Source organism: Methylopila sp. Yamaguchi, from assembly GCF_002897035.1.
Lineage (GTDB): Bacteria > Pseudomonadota > Alphaproteobacteria > Rhizobiales > Methylopilaceae > Methylopila.
On record NZ_BAUX01000002.1, the window covers coordinates 13,103 to 31,265 of the forward strand.

An 18,163-nucleotide genomic window follows, 5' to 3' on the forward strand; every position below is an offset into this window, starting at 1 on the left:
CCAAGACCACAGCGTGGCATAGGCTCCGTCCATGTCGCACAACACCTTCGGCCACCTCTTCCGCGTCACCACCTTCGGCGAGAGCCACGGCCCCGCCATCGGCGCGGTGGTCGACGGCTGCCCGCCGAGGCTGACCTTTCGGCGGGACGACGTGCAGGCCGCGCTCGATCGCCGGCGCCCCGGCCAGTCGCGTTTCACGACCCAGCGGCGCGAACCGGACCAGGTCGAGATCCTGTCGGGCGTGCTGGAGGCCGAGGACGGCCTGCTGACGACCACCGGCACGCCGATCGGCCTGCTGATCCGGAACGTCGACCAGCGGTCGAAGGACTACTCCAACATCGCCCAGAGCTACCGCCCGGGGCATGCGGACGTGACCTACGACATGAAGTACGGCCTCCGCGACCACCGCGGCGGCGGGCGGTCGTCGGCGCGCGAGACCGCCATGCGCGTGGCGGCCGGCGCGATCGCGCAGCTCGTGATACCGGGCGTCACCATCCGCGGGGCCCTCGTCGCCATGGGCGAGATCGAGATCGACCGGTCGCGCTGGGATTGGTCGGAGGTCGACCGCAACCCGTTCTTCTGCCCCGATCCTGTCGCGGCGAAGGAGATGGAGACCTATCTCGACGGCATCCGCAAAGCGGGGTCCTCGGTCGGCGCGGTGCTTGAGGTGGAGGCGGACGGCGCGCCCGCGGGGCTTGGCGCGCCCATCTACGGCAAGCTCGACGCCGACCTCGCGGCGGCGCTGATGAGCATCAACGCGGTCAAAGGGGTCGAGATCGGCGCGGGATTCGCCGCGGCGCGCCTGACGGGCGAGGAAAACGCCGACGAGATGCGGGCGGGGAACGACGGCAAGCCTGTGTTCCTGTCGAACAAGGCCGGCGGCGTTCTCGGCGGCATCTCGACCGGGCAGGCCATCGTCGCGCGCTTCGCGGTGAAGCCGACCTCGTCGATCCTCACGCCGCGCCGGTCGATCGACGCCTCGGGCGCCGACGTGGACGTCTCGACCAAGGGCCGCCACGACCCCTGCGTCGGCATCCGCGCGGTCCCCGTCGGCGAGGCGATGGTCGCCTGCGTGCTGGCGGACCACGTCCTGCGACATCGCGGCCAGACCGGCGGCTGATCAAAGGCTTGACGCGTGGTGCGAGCGGCCCGAAACCGGGGCGCGTCCAGACGCCGATCTCGGCGACGGAACTAAGACGCGGCTGGTCCGCGGCGAGGTAAATCCGTTGTCACGATCGCGCCGTACGAGACCGCATAGGCGCGCCCCTCGGGGTTGCGTTTCAACTTGAGAAACCCGCCGGCCGGTAAGCAGTCCCCGAGCCGGCGGTTTTTTTCGCTCTCCCCACGCCGTGGTCCAAGCTGAGCTTCGACGCGGGCGGCGTATCGCCGCCTCTCGCGACGTCGGATGGAGGACCTACGGCCATGGAGCGACTGACGGGCGGCTGCTTGTGCGGCGACGTTCGTATCGTGGCGTCGGAGCGACCGTACCGGGTCGGCGTCTGCCACTGTCTTGACTGCCGCAAGCACCACGGCGCGCTGTTTCACGCCTCCGCGGTGTTTCCACAGGAGGCGGTCTCGGTATCAGGCGAACCGCGCTCTTACGCCGGCCGGTTTTTCTGCCCTCGCTGCGGTTCGTCCGTCTTCGCGCGCACGGCGGACGAGGTCGAAGTGAACCTCGGATCGCTGGACGCGCCCGACCAGCTGCAGCCCACGTACGAAAGCTGGACCGTCCGTCGCGAATCCTGGCTGCCGCCGTTTCCGCTGTCGCGTCGCTACGCCGGCGACCGCGATCCCACGAGCCGGTCAGAGGACTGAGTCTAGGGGCGCTGCGCGTCGAACAGGTTGCCGGCGACCTCGCGGACCGTCGGGGGACGGCGCTCGACGAAGGGCAGAGGCCGGCACACCGCCATCGCGGCGAGGCCGACGCGGGCGGTCAGAAGGCCGTTCAGCACGCCCTCCCCCAGCCGCGCTGAGAGCTTCGCCGCAAGGCCGTGCCCGAGCACCTGCTCCAGCAGCCCGTCGCCGACCCCCATGCCGCCGGTCACGGCGAGATGGCCCAGCACGTGCTTCGCCAGCTTGAAGAAGCCGAGCGAGCCCGGGCGGCCGCCGTAGATCGTGCCGATCCGACGGATGAGCCGCATGGCCTCCACGGCCACGAAGGCGAGGTCCACGATCGCGCGCGGGGACACCGCGGTCACCACCGACACGCGCTTGGCGGAGGAGGCGATCGCGCGCGTCGCCTCGGCGTCGAGCGCCGCGAGCAGTTCGCGCTCGGCGATCTTGAGCCGGTCGGAGCCGTCGATGATGTCGTCGTCGTGCTCGGCGACCGCACGGCGCGCACGCGCCGTTTCCGGCCGCGCGGCGTAGAGCGCCATCACGTCCGCGATAACGCGCTTCGCGGCCTTTGCGTCGTCGCTGGCGTGCGCGGCGTCCGCCGCCTCCCGCAGGTGCTCGATCCGCGACAGCCGCATCAGCCCCGCAGCCTCCCGCCCGATGATGGCAAGGCCGGCCAGGGCCGCGAGAACGGCGAGGCCGAGCGCGACCCAGCCGAGCCAGTCCGAGCGCGCGAACAGGTCCTCCACCACGCGCGTCGCCCACAGCCCCACCGCGAGGCTGACGAGGCCCCCGAGAGCGCCGAAGAACAGGTTGCCGAGAGACAGCCCCTTGCGCCGCGGCGCCACGGGCGCCGCCGCGGGCTCCTCGACCTCGAAGGGGTCGGGCTGCGAGGTCACGACCACGCCGCCGCGCGAGGTCGCGACCGCCTCGTCCGGAGCGGCCATCACCACGGACGGGTCGTTCAGGCGGAACGCGGTCGGCCGGCGCGGAGGCTGCCGCCGCGGGTCGTTTGGCGGAGCGTCGGTCACAGCAGCGCGTCTCCCAGCAGGAATTCAAGCGTGCGGTCGAGGCGAATGTGCGGAAGCTGCGTGATCCCGCGCTCGGGCGCGAGTCGCGGCGGGCGGAACTTCACGAAGCGGATGTCGCCGCCGTCCTCGCTGAGGGCGCGGCCGCGGTAGCCGCCGGCGCTGAGCGCCGTCTCAGGATCCTCCGGAAGATCGCCGGGGAACACCGCAATCTCCTCCTGGCCGTCGAACACCTGCCCGCCCGACCGCTCTCCGGCCTCCGGCACGCCGACGATGACGGGGAGGTCCTCCCGTCCCTGCCGCGCCGTGGCTTCCCGGGTGGCGCGCACCGCGGCGAGAGCGACGACGTCGACCGCCGCGCCGTCGAACTCCGCGTTCTTGATGGCCCGTCCGACAAGCCGGCGCAGGATCGCCTCAAGCCGGTCATGGCTCGTGTGATGCAGATGGTCGGCCTTGGTCGCGGCGAACAGCAAGCGGTCGACCTTGGGGCGGAACAGGCTGGTCAGCCATGAGTTCCGGCCGTGCCGGAACGCCGCGAGCACGTCGGTTAAGGCCACCTCGAGGTCCGCGACCGCCTCGGGGCCTGCGTTGAGCGCCGCAAGCGCGTCGACGAGGACAACCTGCCGGTCAAGCCGCGCGAAATGATCCCGGAAGAACGGTTTCACGACGTGATTGCGGTAGGATTCGTAGCGCCGCTCCATCATCGCCCACAGCGACCCGGCTGGGGCCTCGCCTTCCGGCGGCACGTCGAGCGGGGCGAAGGTGAGCGCCGGGCTGCCGTCGAGATCGCCCGGCATCAGGAAGCGGCCGGGCGGAAGCGTCGACAGAGCGACGCGCTCGGCGCGACCTGCGATCAGATAGGCTCGGAACAGCGCGGCGGCCTGCCGAGCCGCGGTCTCGTCCTCGCGGGCGGCGGGGTCCAGCGTCGCGAGATGGGCCCGCCATTCGGCGGCGAGCGGCGCACGGGTGGCGCCTTCCGAGGCGTGGAGCGTCTTTTGCGACCAAGTCCGGAAGTCCTGCGACAGCAGCGCGAGGTCGAGCAGCCATTCGCCGGGATAATCGACGATGTCGAGCGTGAGGCGGCGGCCCGGCCGCTGCCGGCTGAGAAAGCCCGAGCGGCTTTCGAAATCCACCACCACGCGCAGTTCGGAAATCCGTCGCGTGGACTCGGGCCAGTGCCGGTCTGGGCCCGTCAGCGCCCTTAGATGGGTCTCGACCTCGAACCGCGGCACCGCGTCGTCCGGCTGCGGCGCGAGCCTCGCCCCGGCGATGCGGCCCTGGCCGTAGGCGCGGAACGCCGGCAGGCGGCCGCCCTGCGTCAGGGCGTTCACCAGAGCGGTCAGGAACACGGTCTTGCCCGCCCGCGACAGACCGGTCACCCCAAGCCGCAGCGTCGGATCGAGCGTGCCGGCGGCGGCGTCGAGCAGGCTCTGCGCCGCGATCCGGGCTTCGTGGGCGAGGTCGCCGAAGTTCATGCGACGTCGAGGCCGAGGCTCTTGGGGGTGACGAACCGGTCGAGCCGCCCTGCGCGCGGCGCGGCCTGGGCCCAGCCGTCGAACGGCAAGTCGAGCACCGCGATCGCGGCGGTCGGAAACTTGACCGACAGCAGGCGCCTCGCTTCCGGATCCCCCGAGCCGGCGAGCAGGTCGACCAGACTTGCGAGGCCAGGATTGTGACCGACGATCATCAGCGTCTGCGCCTCCGACGGCGCCGCGCGGATCAGCTCGAGCAAGCCTTCGGCGGACGCCTCATAGGCCTCCCGCACCACGCGCGTCTCCGGCGCCGGGGTGAAGGCGCCCTTCGCGATGTCCCAAGTGGCTTTGGCGCGCTTCGCCGTCGAGCACAGCACGAGTTCCGGGCGGAAGCCCCGGCCCGCGAGCCAGGCCCCCATCGGCCCGGCGGCCTTTCGGCCCCGAGTGGCCAGGCCGCGGTCGTGATCCGCGGTCGCGGCCAGCGACCAGTCGGACTTCGCATGGCGGAACAGAATGAGACGGCGCATGGATCCCCGGAATTCACAGCCGCGACGATCCCGCGGCGCTGCAGGAGGTGGGGGCCTCAAACGCCTTTCTCAAGCCTCGGCGTTCACGACTCGGAAACCTTCCATGGCGTTTCCATGGGTGGCGCCAGGGTGAACGCCGGATGAACGCGACGTTCGGACCGAGTTCAACGTCGCTCGGCGAAACTGATCACCGTGGCCGAAAGGTCACTTTGTAGGAAAAGCTTTCGCCGAAAGGTGAGCAAGACGTTTCGGCGCCTTTGTTTCACCATCGCCATCGCACACTTCAGAACGGCGCCCGCAGCGTATCAGCGGGTTTGGAGTTAAAGTCATCATGTCGAGCACCATGGAACAGTACGAGCAACGCACCGGCGGGGAATTCGCGACCGCGATCGACCTCGCCCACCTTTCCCGCCAGACTCTTGGCGACCGGACTCTCGAGCGCGAGGTCCTCGAGCTTTTCCGCCGTCAGGCGCGCATCCTCCTCTTCCGTTTCGAAGCGGTGACCTGCCCGTCCGAGCGCGCCCAGATCGCGCACACGCTGAAGGGCTCGGCCCGCGGCGTCGGCGCCGGCCGCGTGGCCTATGCGGCGGACGAACTCGAGCGCGCGGCGAACGCCGGCGAGCCCACCGGCAAGGCTCTCGCCGAAGTCGCCGAGGCCGTCGCCGAGGCGACCTCCGCGATCGAACTGCGCTTCGGCTTCGACCGCTAAGCTTTTGGCTTCCACCGTCCGGGCCGGCTAGATCAGCCGGCCGCGATTCGAACGCGTGACGACGACGGCGTCCGCCCGTCGTCTGGCGCGCGGATGCGAAACGCTCTAAACAGCCCGCCGAACGATCTGCCGCGGCACGGCGGACCGATCCGTGTGTGCGAGAGGCGGCGCGGCGATGGCCAAGATCACCTTCACCGATCATGACGGCGGCGAACGCACGGTCGAGGCCCGCGAGGGCCAGACCGTGATGGAGGTCGCGATCGCGAACGACGTCCCCGGCATCGACGCCGAGTGCGGCGGCGGCTGCTCCTGCGCGACCTGCCACGTCTACGTGGACGAGGCCTGGAGCGAAGTGGTCGGCGGCCCGACCCCGATGGAGGAGGACATGCTGGACTTCGCCTTCGACGTCCGGCCGTCCAGCCGCCTCTCCTGCCAGATCAAGATCACGCCGGCGCTCGACGGCCTGAAGGTGGCGACGCCGCAGCGTCAGGGCTGACGCTCTCGGCCGCGCCGCTTTTCCCGCGGCCTCGCCTCCGCTAGATCTGCGCTTCCTCAAGCTTTGCGCAGACCCGGAACGCCATGACCGACATCATCCGCACAGACGCCGTGATCGTCGGGGCCGGCCCAGTTGGGCTGTTCGCCGTGTTCCAGCTCGGCATGGTCGACGTCGAGGCCCACGTCGTCGACATTCTCGACCGGCCCGGCGGGCAGTGCGTCGAGCTGTACCCCGAGAAGCCGATCTACGACATTCCCGGACTGCCGGAGGTCACCGGCCAGGGCCTCGCCGACAACCTGCTCGCCCAGATCCAGCCGTTCGCGCCACGGTTCCATTTCGGCCAGATGGTCTCCGCGCTCGAGCGGACGCCCGACGGCCGCTTCCTTCTGACCACGGACGCCGGGACGCGCTTCGACGCCAAGGTCGTGGTGATCGCCGCCGGCGGAGGCTCGTTCCTGCCGCGGCGCGCGCCGATCCCGGGCGTCGAGGCCTACGAGGGCCGGTCGGTGTTCTACGCCGTCCGTTCCAAGGACGCCTTCCGCGCCAAGCATCTGGTGATCATCGGCGGCGGCGATTCCGCGCTCGACTGGACGCTCAACCTCGCGCCGATCGCGGAAAGCGTGACGCTGATCCACCGTCGCGACGTGTTCCGCGCCGCCCCGGACACCGTCAACAAGATGCGCGCCCTGGTGGACAAGGGCGTCGTTGACCTGTTCATCGGCCAGGCCACCGGCCTCATCGGCGAGAACGGCATGCTGAAAGCGGTGAAAGCCAAGGCGGAGGACGGGTCGCTCCACGAGATCGCCGCCGACGCCATGCTGCCGTTCTTCGGCCTCGCGGCGCAGCTCGGCCCGATCGCGGACTGGGGCCTGAACCTCAGCGAGAACCTCATCCCGGTCGATGTCGAGAGCTACCAGACGACGACGCCCGGCGTGTTCGCCATCGGCGACGTCAACGCCTATCCCGGCAAGCTGAAGCTGATCCTCTCAGGCTTCCATGAGGCCGCCCTGATGGCCCAGGCCGCCGCCCGCCGCGTGCATCCGGAGCGCCGGATGGTCTTCCAGCACTCGACCTCATCGTCCACCCTGCAGAAGAAGCTGGCGGGCGCCTGACGGCGCTGGACGGCGGCGTCAACTGCGACGCCTCGGGGGCCTTCGATGTTCATTTCGGTTGTCCGTCGCTTCGGACGGTGGGCTGTGCTCCCCGTTGCGGCGCTGCTGGCGCTGCTGGCGTGGGGCTGGTTCGCGCTTCTGGACGCCAATCCGCTGGCCGGAGCCGCATCCGCTCTCGTCGTCATCCCAACCCTCGTCGCCGGAACCGTCTTAACGCTTGGCGTGCTTGCGGTCCCTTCCGGCTGGAAGCCTCAGAACACCCTCTCGCCACAGGAGGCGCCGGCGCTCTGGGCTCTCTGGGACGAGGTCGACCCGCCCAAGGGGCGGCGCCGCATTCTAGCGGTCGACAGCGGGCTGAACGCGTCGATGGCCGACATACGGGGGCCGTTGGGTTTACGGCGCCACGAGGTGCTGACGCTGGGTCTCCCTTTGCTCATGATGCTCGACGAGCCTGCAATACGGGCCGTCGTGTCGCATGAGGCAGGGCACGCGCGGCTTGATCACGCCGCCGGGACGACGAACATTATCGAGTTCATTGGCGTGTTCGACTTTCTGTTTTTCTACGCGGCCCCGTACGACACAATCGTCGGGGCGTTGGCCCATGCAGCGCTCGAGGGCGGACTACGGCGGACGGAACGAGCGCGCCGCGATCTATCGCGGCAAAACGAGTTCGAAGCCGACGCTTTCTCGGCCGACAAGTCTGCCTCGGCGCGAGCGCTCGTCCTCGTCGGAGCCGCGGGTCGCGTTCTCGCGCGTCGCATATTCCAGCCGGTCGAGAGAGAGGTGCTGGGCGCGATGTCCCCGCCCATGTCGCCAATCCGCCGTATGGAGGCGCAGCTTAACTCTCTGCTTGGTGAGACAACGTCTCAAGCGCTCGTGGAGCCGGAACCTGAGCTCGACGATGAATCCGCCGCGGACCTGGCGCGCTATGGCGCGACGCACCCGCCGCTAGAGGAACGCCTCGCCAAGCTTGGGTACAGTTCGCCGCCCGACGTCGCCCCGGTCTCCCGCCCCGCGAGCTCCGATTTGCTTTCTCCCGAAATGCTCGCTGCGCTGATCGCCACGTTCGACCGAAGCTGGCGCACGGCCTTTGAGCGTATGATCGACAGATAAGAGACCTAAAATCAGCGCGCCAGCGCCCGGGTGGCGCGGTCGAGGCCGTCGAGGCTGAGCGGGTACATGCGCCCTTCGACCACGTCGCGGACGATGTCGATCGACTCGGTCCACGACCAGCTCTGCTCCGGCAAGGGGTTGATCCAGGCGAGCTTAGGGAAGCGATCGACGAACCGTCGCAGCCAGACCCGGCCGGCCTCCTTGTTCATGTGCTCGACAGCGCCGCCGGGCGACAGCAGCTCGTAGGGGCTCATCGAGGCGTCGCCGACGATCACCACCCGGCACTCCGGCGGATAGCTGCGCAGCAGGTCGAGCGTCGGCGTGAGCTCGGCGCGTCGGCGGCGGTTGTCGCGCCAGACGTGCTCGTAGACGCAGTTGTGGAAATAGAAGTGGTCCAGCCGCTTGAACTCGGAGCGCGCGGCGGAGAACAGCTCCTCGCAGGCGCGCACGTGGCCGTCCATCGACCCCCCGACGTCGAGCAGCAGCAGAAGCTGCACCGCGTTGCGGCGCTCCGGGCGGAGCTTCACGTCCAGAAAGCCCTGGCGCGCGGTCGCGCCCACGGTGCCGTCGAGATCGAACTCCTCCGCCGCGCCGGCGCGGGCGAAGCGCCGCATCCGCCGCAGGGCCACCTTGATCGCCCGCGTGCCGATCTCAACCTCGCCGTCGAGATCCCGGAACTCCCGCTTGTCCCAGACCTTCACCGCCTTGAAGTTGCGGTTGGCCTCCTGCCCGATCCGGATCCCTTCCGGGTTGTAGCCGTAAGCGCCGAAGGGCGACGTGCCGCCCGTGCCGACCCACTTGTTTCCGCCCTGGCGCCGCCCCTTCTGCTCGGCCAGGCGCTGGCGCAGCGTCTCCAGCAGCTTGTCGAGCCCGCCAAGCGCCTCGATGGCCGCCTTCTCCTCGTCCGACAGCAGGCGTTCGAAGCGTTTCAGCAACCAGTCCGGCGGTATCTCCGGCCCGGCGAGCGCCTCCGCCAAGGTTTCGGCTCCGGCGAAAATCTGGGCGAAAACGCGGTCGAATCGGTCGAAGTGCCGTTCGTCCTTGACGAGGCAGGCGCGGGCCAGCGCATGGAGCCCGTCCGCGTCGGTCGGACGAAGTCCGCGGTCGAGCGCCTCCAGGAACGCGAGGTGCTCGCGCAGCGACACCGGCACGCCGGCGCTGCGGAGCGCCTCGAAAAACCTCAGGAACATGAAGCGGCGCCGGCCAAATCGTTTGAGATGGTGAACAACCCGTTAACGACGTTTGCCATCGGATGGATTCCGCGGTTCTCTAGATGCGGGATCATCGGTACCATCAGAAGCGTGGAGACGCATGCCTGACGACGCCGCGGCGTTTTCGTGGCGACGGCGTGGCGGCTCCGAACGGCGAGACGGGCCGTGTCTGTGTGGGGACACGATCCGGCAGAGGGCTTCGTCGGTCTCGTGTTGAGGCCGGCGGGTCCGAAGCGACCGATGTGTGCAGTGTACGGACGCGAGGCTTGAGACGATGGCGAATCCCAATCCTGCCAAGGATCCCGCGGAAGCGGCCCTGTCCGCCATTGAGGAGGCGCTGAACCTCGTCGCTCCTGGCGCGAAGGCGGTCGTCGCCCCGCGCAAGGCCGCGCCCGAGCCCACCGTGACGGAGCCGATGGTCGAGCCGCAGCTTCAGGCCGCGGCCCCTGAGCGCCGCGTCGCGCCGACGCCGGACCGGTCCGGCCGCCGCGCGCCCGCGAACGACGACGCGCGCTCCTTCGCGCACATTCTCTACGCCCTGCAGCGCAAGCCCTCGAACGGCCCCTTCGTGCTGGCGACCGCCGCCGCCGTGGCCTGGGCCGCGCTCGGCGCTCTCTATGTCTTCGGCGTCGTGGGCCTTGGCCAAGGCGCAGTCGATCTCGCCGACCGCGCGATCCAAGCGCAGCTGGCCGCCGCCTTCGTCGGCACCTTCGCGCCGATCGTGTTTTTCTTCATGCTCGCGATGATGGCCTGGCGCTCGCAGGAGATGCGCCTCGTCGCCCGTTCGATGACCGAGGTCGCGCTCCGCCTCGCCGAGCCCGAGACCTCGTCGACCGATTCCATCACCTCGCTCGGCCAGGCCGTGCGCCGCGAGGTCGCCGCCATGGGCGACGGCATCGAGCGCGCCGTGAACCGCGCCGGCGATCTTGAGTCGCTGGTGCGCGGCGAGGTCTCTTCGCTCGAGCGTTCGTTCCACGACAACGAACTGCGCGTCCGCAACCTCATCGCCGAGCTGCAGAGCGAGCGCGAAGCCATCGACGGCAACGCCGAGCGGCTGCGCGAGACCATCGCTGGGGCGCACGAGCTGCTCGCCCGCGACCTCAACGCCGCCGCCACCCTGCTGACCGCGAACATCGCCGAGTCCGGCGCGCGGGTGACGGAACATCTCGACGCCAAGAGCATGGAGCTCTCCGCGGCGATCGCCGAGGCCGGCGAGGCCATGCTCGTCGCCGTCGGCGGCCGCGGCGCGGAGCTGATCGAACGTCTTTCCAGCACCAGCGACGCCGTGACCCGCAGCCTCGACGAGACCGGCGCGCGGCTCGCCGAGACCGTCGCGGCCCGCGCGGACGCGGCGCGAGACGCCATGACCGACAGCGGCGAGAGCCTCGCCCGCTCGCTCGAGGAGCGCACCGCGCTGCTCACCGACCGGCTGGCGGCGACCGGCCTCGACCTCGACGAGCGGCTCGCGCGCACCAGCGAACAGATCGTCGGCGTGCTCGACGGCCGCGGCAATCAGATGGCGAACGAGCTGGAGCGCTCGGGCGCGGCGGTCCTCGACCGCATCTCCGAGCGCTTCGGCGAACTCCACGTCGCGCTTGACCGCACCAGCGCCGATCTCGGCGAAGGCTTCGCCGCCCGCGCGGGCGAGCTGACCGAGGCCCTCGCCTCCACCGCGGCCTCCGTTACGGAGGCGTTCGGCGAACGTGGGGCCCGCGTCACCGAACAGCTCGAGACCGTGGCCGCGCGCCTGTCCGATGACTTCGCCGCCCGCGGCGACCGCGCCGCGGAGACGCTGCAGCGCGCCGGGGACGACGTGACCGGCGGCTTTACCGAGCGGGCCGACATCATTCTGCGCAGCCTGTCGGAGCGCGCCGAGGCGGTGTCCGAGGCGCTCCGCGAAGTGGGCGAGGACTTCCAGGGCGTGCTCGCGGTCCGCGCGGCCGAGGTCACCGAGGCCGTCAAGACGGCCGGCGACGGCGTCGTGCTCGACCTGTCGCTGCGCGGCTCCGAGATCACCGGCAAGCTCGACGAGACCGGCGGACGCCTTGCGGAAAGCATCGCGCTGAAGAGCGGCGAGCTGGCGGACCGTCTGTCCGAGGCGAGCGCCCGGATGCACGAGGCGATCGTCGTCCACGGCGGCGAACTCGAGCGCCGGTTCGGCGAGAACGGCGAGCGCATCGCGGCCCTGCTGGAAGAGCGGGGCGACAACGTCGCGACCCGCATCGCGGCCGCCAGCGACCGCGTCCACGAGGCCGTCGTCGGCCGTTCGGGCGAGGTCGAGCGAGAGTTCGACGCGGCCGGCGCCCGCATCGTCGCGGCCATCGAGACCCGCGCCCTCGAAGTGCGCGAGAGCATCGAGGCCACGACCGTGACGATCGCCGACGTGCTGTCTGAGCGCGGCGGCATCCTCGTCACCCAGCTTGGCGACACCGCCGAGCGGATCCACGACGTCGTCGTGGTCCGCGGCTCCGACCTCGAAAGCCGCCTTGCGGCGACCGGCGACCGCCTCGGCGAGACCATCGAGGCCCGCGCCGTCGCGGCGCAGACGGCCTTCGACGCCGCGGCCGGACGGATCTCCTCCGGCGTCGAGGAGCGTCTGCGCGCCTTCGAAGAGCGGCTCTCGACCACCGGCGGCTCCGTCGCCGAGATCATCGCGGACCGTGGCGGCGCCCTCGCCTCGACCCTCGAGGAGACCGCCGAGCGCATCCACGAGACCATCGTTTCGCGCGGCGGCGAGCTGGAGACCCGCCTGACGGCGGCGACCGGCGCGCTCGGGCGCACGATCGACGACCGCGCGACCGCCGCGGAGGAGGCCTTTGCGGCCGCCTCCGACCGGGCGACGCAGGGCGTCGACGAACGGCTGTCGGCCTTCGAGGAACGCCTCGCGGCGGCCGGCGGCGCGGCGGGCGAGATCATCGCCGACCGCGGGGGCGCCCTCGCCTCCTCGATCGAGGAAACCGCGGCGCGCATTCACGAGAGCATCGCGGGCCGCGGCGGCGAGCTTGAGGGCCGCCTCGTCGCGGTCGTCGGCTCGCTCGGCGAGGCCATCGACGGCCGCGCGGCTGCGGTCGAAGAGATCTTCGCGTCGGCGTCCGAACGCGCCACCTCCGGGCTGGACGAGCGCCTCGCGGCGTTCGAGCAGCGTCTTACGGGCGCGGGCGGCGTGATCGCCGAAGTGATCTCCACGCGTGGCGGCGACCTTGCGACCCGCCTGGACGACACCGCGGAACGGATTGACTCGCTGCTCGCGGGCCGCGGCGGCGCGCTGGGCGACCGGCTCGAAGCCGGCGCGGAGACCCTGCGCCTGGCGCTCGAAGAACGTGCGGCGGCGATCGAAGCCAAGTTCGGCGCGGCGGCGGAACGCGTCGCCACCGGATCGGACGAGCGTCTGCGCGCCTTCGACGAGCAGATCACCAGCACGGGCGGCGTGATCGCGGAGATCATTGCGGAGCGCGGCGGGGCCCTGGTCTCTTCGCTCGGCGAGACCGCCGAGCGCATCCATGACGTCGTGGTGCTGCGCGGCGATGAACTCGAGCGCCGGCTCGCGGCGAGCGGCGAAGGCCTCGGAGCCAAGATCGACGAGCGTGCGGCCGCGGCGGAAGCCGCGTTCGACGCCGCGACGGGCCGCATCTCGACCACGGTCGAGGACCGCCTGCGCGCCTTCGAGGAGCGCCTCGCGACCACGGGCGTTTCGGTGGCGGACGTCATCGCCGAACGCGGCGGCCAGCTCACCATGACCATCGGCGACACCGCCGAGCGGATCCACGACGCCATCGTCAACCGCGGCGCCGATCTCCAGACCCGCCTCGCATCCGCGGAAATTCGCTTCGTCGAGACGATCGATGCGCGGGCTCTTGCGGCTGAAGGCGCCCTCGACGCCGCCGGCCAGCGCCTCGGCGCGAGCTTCGAGGAGCGCCTCGGCGCCTTCGAACAGCGCTTCGACGGCGCGGGCTCCGCGCTCGGCGAACGGCTCGCAGGCGAAGTCGCCCGCGCGGAGCGTCTGCTCGGCGAGGCCGCCAGCCTCGTCGCGCTGCGCCTGCGCGACGGCGCCCAGAACGCCGGCGCGACGCTGCAGGCGTCCGTCGAAGGCTTCGGCGTCGCGCTCGACGGGCGCGTCGCCGAGGTCAACAGCCAGCTGGAGCGCGTCAGCGAGGAGATCGGCTCGGCCATCGCGAGCCGCGGCGAGACCCTGAGCGAGTCGCTCGCCGCGACCGCGCGCCAGCTCGCCGACGAGATCGCCACCCGCGGCGGCGCCGTGAACGAGGCCTTCGCGGCCCAGCTCGCGGCGCTCGACAAGACGCTCGACGAGCGCGGCCCGGCTCTCGCCGACCGCATCGGCGCGGCGAGCGAGAGCTTCGCCGCAAGCGTGGCGTCGCACGTGGGCGACGTCGAGCGCGTGCTGCGCGAAGACGGCGGGCGTCTGGCCGCGTCGATCGGCGAGACCGCCGGTCGCATCGAGACCTCCATGTCCGACCGGCTTGCCTCGTTCGACGGCAAGATGTCCGAGTTCGACGGCGCCATCGCCGACCGGCTCGCGGGCTTCGACGACCGCCTGGCGGCGATCGACCTCGCCTCCCGCAGCCACCTCGGGGCCGTCGACGGCCGCATCGAGCGGCTCGATGAGACGATCGGCGCCCGCGTCGGGCAGTTCGACGAGAAGATCTCGACCTTCGACCAGCTGTTCGCCGGCCGGATCACCGCGCTCGACGGCCAGATCCTGCGGCTCGACGAGACCATCGCGCTCCGCGTCGGATCGATCGACGAGAAGATCGGCGCCATCGACGAGACGGTGGGCGCCCAGGTCGGCCGCATCGACGACCAGGTCGCGCAGCTTGACCGCGTGATCGGCGAGCGCCTCGGCGCCTTCGACGCGCGGGTGACGACGCTCGACGGCTCGCTCGGCGAACGCCTCGAGGGCTTCGCTGGGCGCGTCGCCGCGCTGGACGAGTCGCTCGGCGAGCGCGTCGCGTCCTTCGACGACAAGGCGGCGGGGATCGGCGAGGTGCTGACGAAGAGCCTCGAGACCTTCGACAACCGCGCCAACGTGCTTCATCGCGCCGTCGCCTCCCGCATCAACGTCTTCGACGCCAAGGCGACGGAGTTCGAAAAAGCCATCGCCGCGCACTCCGACGGCGTGAACACGCGCACGACCGAGCTCGAGGGCGTCCTGGCCCAGCGCTTCGGCGCCTTCGACGAGCAGCTGGGGAGCCGCATCGGCGACCTCGCGCTGTCGCTCGAGAGCCGCATCAGCCGGATCGACGACGGCCTCGAGGCGCGCACCCGCGCGCTGAACGAGACGCTGGCCGCCCGCACGCTCGAGCTTGCGCGGACGCTTGGCGACGGCTCGACCGGAGTGGCGGCGGCGCTCGCCGACCGCGCGGCCGAGTTCGCCGCGACGCTCAGCGCGCGCACCGACGAGCTGATCGCCTCCTTCGACGGCAAAGCCGAAACGGTCGGCGCGACGCTGGGCGCACGGGCGCTCGAAGTGGCGTCGGAGCTCGAAGGCCGCATCGGCCGCTTCGAGACTGTCGTCTCCACTGGGCTCGAGACCGTCAGCGCCAATCTCGGCGCCCGCGGCGACGCGCTCACCTCCGAGCTCGCGCTCAAGACCGACGCGCTGGCGCGCGCGATCGCCGAGGCGACCGAACGCGCCGAGGGCGACATGTCGCGCCTCTCCGGCGAGGTCACGGAAGCGCTCGTCGCCCGGATCGGCGAGCTGACGGTGACGCTTGAGCGGCAGGGCTACGGCCTCGTCGAGCGCTTCGGCGCTCAGAGCGCCGCGGTGACCCGCGAGATCGCGGCCGCCGGCGATGCGGTCTCGACCGAGATCCAGAGCCGTTCGGCGACCCTGATCGACGGGCTGGCCTCGCGCGGCGCCACGCTGAAGGAAACGCTGGAGGCGCTGAACGGCGACCTCGTGCGCACCTTCGAGACCCGCGGCGCGGAGACGGTGGAAAGCCTGAACTCGGTCGCAGACCGCCTGCGAGTGGTCTCGCATCGTCTCTCGGAGACCATGGGCCTCGAAACCTCCAAGGCGGTCGAGCACCTCGACGGTTCGAGCCGCAAGCTCCAGGAGGCCGTCGTCGAGGCGACGTCGACGCTTGCGACCACGGTCGCCCGCGAGAGCAAGCGCGCCGTCGCCGACCTCTCCCGCACCCAGACCGCCCTCACCGGCGAGATGGCGGACGTTCTCACCAAGCTCGCGGACTCGAACGCCGGCCTGCAGACCCTGCTCGACAGCGCCGGGCAGAAGCTCGGAGCGGTCGAGAGCGAGCTTTCGGGCCGCGTCACGGCCTTCGAGGAGATCATGGCCGACATCGCGGAGACGACGACCCGCACCGGCGAGAAGGTCGGCGCCCAGGTCACCTCGCTCCGCGACGTCTCCGCGGGCGTGCTCCAGCGCGTCACCGAGGTGTCGAAGAAGCTCGACGACCAGACGCAGGCGATCGCGGCCGTCACCACGACGCTCGACGGCGCGCAAGGCCGCCTCGCCGGCGCGCTCGAGGAGCGCCGCTCGGCGCTCGAGACGCTGTCCGGGGCTCTTGTCGCCAAGGCGGACGAGCTCGGCGGCGTGATCGACGGCTTCACCGTCTCGATCGACGGCGCGCTGTCGAAGTCGGAGCAGCGGGCGCAGAAGGTGGCCGAGACCCTCGCGCAGCAGGTCGGCGCCGCCGCCCAGCAGATCGCCGGGGAGTTCGAAAAGGTGCGTCAGACCACCGAGGCCGAGCGCGAGAAGACCGCGACGGCGCTCAAGGCCGCCAACGAGGAGGCGGCGCGCGACATCGCCAAGACACTCGGCGCGGCGACCGGGCGCTTCGCGGAGATCACCCGCGAGCTGCGCGGCATGACCGCCTCTATCCAAGCCGAACTCGACACGACCCGCGAGCAGCTGCGCCGCGGCGTGCTGGAGATGCCCAAGGAGGCGGAGGAGAACGCGGCCGAGCTGCGCCGCGTGATGGCGGAGCAGATCCGGGCTTTGACCGCGCTCGGCGAGATCGCCGCGCGCCAGGGCGCCTCGTTCGACGTGGCCGAGCCCTCACAGGCCCGCGCGGCTGCGGCGAAGCCGGCTCCGGTCCCGGCCCGACCGGCCGCGCCGGTTCGCGCGGCCGCCCCCGCCGCTTCGGCCCCGCGGCCTGCGGCGCCGAAACCCGCGACGCCGACGAACGCCCGCGCCGACGCGTCGGCGGAGGACAACGGCAGCTGGATCTCCGGCCTGCTCGCCCGCGCCTCGCGCGACGACGCCCCGGCGGGCGCTCCTCCGGCGGCGGCGCCTCGCAAGCCCGCGCCGGCGGCTCCGCAGCAGCGCTCGCCGCTGCACGCGATCGAGTCGCTCGACAGCCTCTCGGTCGACATCGCCCGCATGATCGACCATCAGGCCGTGACGGACCTCTGGGACCGGTACCGCCGCGGCGAGCGCAACGTCTTCACGCGCCGGCTCTACACGCTGCAAGGGCAGCAGACCTTCGAAGAGATCCGGCGCAAATACGGCGCGGAGCCCGAGTTCCGGGCGACGGTCGAGCGCTACATCTCGGAGTTCGAGCGGCTGCTCGAAGAGGTCGGGGAGGACGATCGCGACAACATGCTGACCAACACCTACCTCACCTCCGAGACGGGCAAGGTCTACACGATGCTCGCCCACGCGGCCGGGAAGTTCGATCCGAGCTGAAGGCGGCGTTGCGACGGAAAAGCCCCGGCCGCACGCGCGCGCCGGGGCTTTTTCATGGGCAGGAGTTCGGGATTGCGCGATCCCGTCAGACGTAAGCGATCAGCCGGCCGAGCGCGGCGACGGTCAGCCACAGCCCGAGCGACACGGCGACCTGAACCCGGGCGGCGCGCGGCGCCGCCGCGTCCCAATCGCCCAGCGCGCGGCTCCACAACGCGCGAAACAGAACGGCGTTGGCGCAAGCGGCCCCCACGAGCCCGAGCTTCCAGAGAAAAGCCGCGTTGACGACCAACGACCGGGCGTCGGCGGCGAACAGCAGGCCGCCGGTCACGACGAGCAGCGCGCCGCCGGCAAGCATCGTCGGCGTCACGGCCTGAGACACGGCTTCGGCGGCGAGCCGGCGGCCGGCGCCGAGCAGGCGGAGATCGAGCAACAGCACCGATCCGACGAGCAGCACCAGCCCGAGCAGATGGCCTAGGTTCGCAAGAGGATAGGCCGCGGATGCGCCCCGCATGAACGCCCCCAGCGCGGAAGCCTCGATCGCGGCGGCCCAGCCCGGCGCGGCGCCGACGGGGTCCACGTCCATCCCGTCAGCGCAGTTCGACGGTCTTGGATCCCACGATGATGCGCTCCGCCCGGAGTTCGGTCGCGACCCGGGTGCTGACGTAGCCCTCGAGCTTCACGGTCGCGCCGACCGCGATGTCGGCCTCGGTCAGGCCGCGCGCCGTCATGCGCGAGGGAGGGGCGAGCACCGCCTCCCAGCGCTTGCCCTCATGCTCGATGGTCACGGAGCCGTGGGGATTGCCGAAACGGGACTCGAGAACGGGTCCTTGCAGCGTCACCAGCTTGGTCGAGTCGTAACTCGACCACCCATGATGGGCGAGCGCCGGCGTCGCCATCAGGCCGGCCAGCGTCAGTCCTCGCACGATCGTCGCTTTCATCGCCGCAGTCTCCATGTGTTCGGCACAGGGAGGTGGCGCGGGCCGATGGCGGGTCGAG

13 protein-coding genes are annotated in these 18,163 nt (G+C 71.1%); 7 read left to right on the forward strand and 6 right to left on the reverse strand.

Annotated features, from left to right (window positions below; all coding sequences use genetic code 11):
• Positions 1-31 precede the first annotated feature (31 nt).
• On the forward strand, positions 32-1,120 hold the full coding sequence (gene aroC, locus METY_RS02260) for a chorismate synthase (RefSeq protein ID WP_103119784.1): 1,089 nt from the start codon (positions 32-34) through the stop codon (positions 1,118-1,120).
• A gap of 302 nt (positions 1,121-1,422) precedes the next feature.
• A complete protein-coding gene (locus tag METY_RS02265) occupies positions 1,423-1,815 on the forward strand; it encodes a GFA family protein (protein WP_103119785.1) in 393 nt (130 codons plus the stop codon).
• A gap of 2 nt (positions 1,816-1,817) precedes the next feature.
• On the opposite strand, the gene METY_RS02270 is transcribed toward METY_RS02265, so the two are convergent.
• Genes METY_RS02270 through METY_RS02280 form a run of 3 tightly spaced genes read right to left on the reverse strand, consistent with a single transcriptional unit; the run spans position 1,818 to position 4,860 of the window.
• Positions 1,818-2,864 (reverse strand): YcjF family protein, encoded by a 1,047-nt coding sequence (locus METY_RS02270; RefSeq protein ID WP_103119786.1) that lies wholly within the window; start codon positions 2,862-2,864, stop codon positions 1,818-1,820.
• The gene (locus METY_RS02275; protein WP_103119787.1) at positions 2,861-4,336 is read right to left on the reverse strand and encodes a YcjX family protein; all 1,476 of its coding nucleotides are present in this window, start codon (positions 4,334-4,336) and stop codon (positions 2,861-2,863) included. The genes METY_RS02270 and METY_RS02275 overlap by 4 nt, the downstream gene beginning before the upstream one ends.
• On the reverse strand, positions 4,333-4,860 hold the full coding sequence (locus METY_RS02280; RefSeq protein WP_103119788.1) for a SixA phosphatase family protein: 528 nt from the start codon (positions 4,858-4,860) through the stop codon (positions 4,333-4,335). Before METY_RS02280 ends, METY_RS02275 begins: the two co-directional genes overlap by 4 nt.
• 331 nt (positions 4,861-5,191) lie before the next feature.
• Here METY_RS02280 and METY_RS02285 point away from each other — a divergent pair, with 331 nt between their 5' ends.
• The 4 genes from METY_RS02285 (at position 5,192) to METY_RS02300 (ending at position 8,290) form a co-directional block, all read left to right on the forward strand.
• Positions 5,192-5,569 (forward strand): Hpt domain-containing protein, encoded by a 378-nt coding sequence (locus tag METY_RS02285; RefSeq protein WP_244593490.1) that lies wholly within the window; start codon positions 5,192-5,194, stop codon positions 5,567-5,569.
• Between the two features lie 175 nt (positions 5,570-5,744).
• Positions 5,745-6,065 carry a 2Fe-2S iron-sulfur cluster-binding protein gene (locus METY_RS02290; RefSeq protein ID WP_103119790.1) on the forward strand — a complete coding sequence of 107 codons (321 nt, stop codon included), beginning with the start codon at positions 5,745-5,747 and terminating at the stop codon, positions 6,063-6,065.
• 83 nt (positions 6,066-6,148) lie between these two features.
• The gene (locus METY_RS02295) at positions 6,149-7,177 is read left to right on the forward strand and encodes an NAD(P)/FAD-dependent oxidoreductase (RefSeq protein ID WP_103119791.1); all 1,029 of its coding nucleotides are present in this window, start codon (positions 6,149-6,151) and stop codon (positions 7,175-7,177) included.
• 45 nt (positions 7,178-7,222) lie between these two features.
• Positions 7,223-8,290, forward strand: a complete 1,068-nt coding sequence (locus METY_RS02300) for a M48 family metallopeptidase (RefSeq protein WP_103119792.1) — start codon at positions 7,223-7,225, stop codon at positions 8,288-8,290.
• An 11-nt stretch (positions 8,291-8,301) separates the two neighbouring features.
• Here the strand turns inward: METY_RS02300 and METY_RS02305 are convergent, their stop codons facing one another.
• Positions 8,302-9,480: a vWA domain-containing protein gene (locus METY_RS02305; RefSeq protein WP_103119793.1), complete on the reverse strand. Its 1,179-nt coding sequence runs from the start codon at positions 9,478-9,480 to the stop codon at positions 8,302-8,304.
• A 295-nt stretch (positions 9,481-9,775) separates the two neighbouring features.
• On the opposite strand from METY_RS02305, the gene METY_RS02310 reads away from it, so the two are divergent.
• A complete protein-coding gene (locus METY_RS02310) occupies positions 9,776-17,167 on the forward strand; it encodes a hypothetical protein (RefSeq protein ID WP_103119794.1) in 7,392 nt (2,463 codons plus the stop codon).
• Between the two features lie 85 nt (positions 17,168-17,252).
• On the opposite strand, the gene METY_RS02315 is transcribed toward METY_RS02310, so the two are convergent.
• Positions 17,253-17,750: a DUF6644 family protein gene (locus METY_RS02315; RefSeq protein WP_103119795.1), complete on the reverse strand. Its 498-nt coding sequence runs from the start codon at positions 17,748-17,750 to the stop codon at positions 17,253-17,255.
• A 4-nt stretch (positions 17,751-17,754) separates the two neighbouring features.
• A complete protein-coding gene (locus METY_RS02320) occupies positions 17,755-18,105 on the reverse strand; it encodes a DUF6152 family protein (protein ID WP_103119796.1) in 351 nt (116 codons plus the stop codon).
• Positions 18,106-18,163: the final 58 nt, after the last annotated feature.

Coding starts and splice junctions, on each gene's coding strand:
- aroC (WP_103119784.1), top strand. CDS start 32: ATGTCGCACAACACCTTCGGCCACCTCTTCCGCGTCACCACCTTCGGC.
- METY_RS02265 (WP_103119785.1), top strand. CDS start 1,423: ATGGAGCGACTGACGGGCGGCTGCTTGTGCGGCGACGTTCGTATCGTG.
- METY_RS02275 (WP_103119787.1), bottom strand. CDS start 4,336: ATGAACTTCGGCGACCTCGCCCACGAAGCCCGGATCGCGGCGCAGAGC.
- METY_RS02280 (WP_103119788.1), bottom strand. CDS start 4,860: ATGCGCCGTCTCATTCTGTTCCGCCATGCGAAGTCCGACTGGTCGCTG.
- METY_RS02285 (WP_244593490.1), top strand. CDS start 5,192: ATGTCGAGCACCATGGAACAGTACGAGCAACGCACCGGCGGGGAATTC.
- METY_RS02290 (WP_103119790.1), top strand. CDS start 5,745: ATGGCCAAGATCACCTTCACCGATCATGACGGCGGCGAACGCACGGTC.
- METY_RS02295 (WP_103119791.1), top strand. CDS start 6,149: ATGACCGACATCATCCGCACAGACGCCGTGATCGTCGGGGCCGGCCCA.
- METY_RS02300 (WP_103119792.1), top strand. CDS start 7,223: ATGTTCATTTCGGTTGTCCGTCGCTTCGGACGGTGGGCTGTGCTCCCC.
- METY_RS02305 (WP_103119793.1), bottom strand. CDS start 9,480: ATGTTCCTGAGGTTTTTCGAGGCGCTCCGCAGCGCCGGCGTGCCGGTG.
- METY_RS02310 (WP_103119794.1), top strand. CDS start 9,776: ATGGCGAATCCCAATCCTGCCAAGGATCCCGCGGAAGCGGCCCTGTCC.
- METY_RS02315 (WP_103119795.1), bottom strand. CDS start 17,750: ATGGACGTGGACCCCGTCGGCGCCGCGCCGGGCTGGGCCGCCGCGATC.
- METY_RS02320 (WP_103119796.1), bottom strand. CDS start 18,105: ATGAAAGCGACGATCGTGCGAGGACTGACGCTGGCCGGCCTGATGGCG.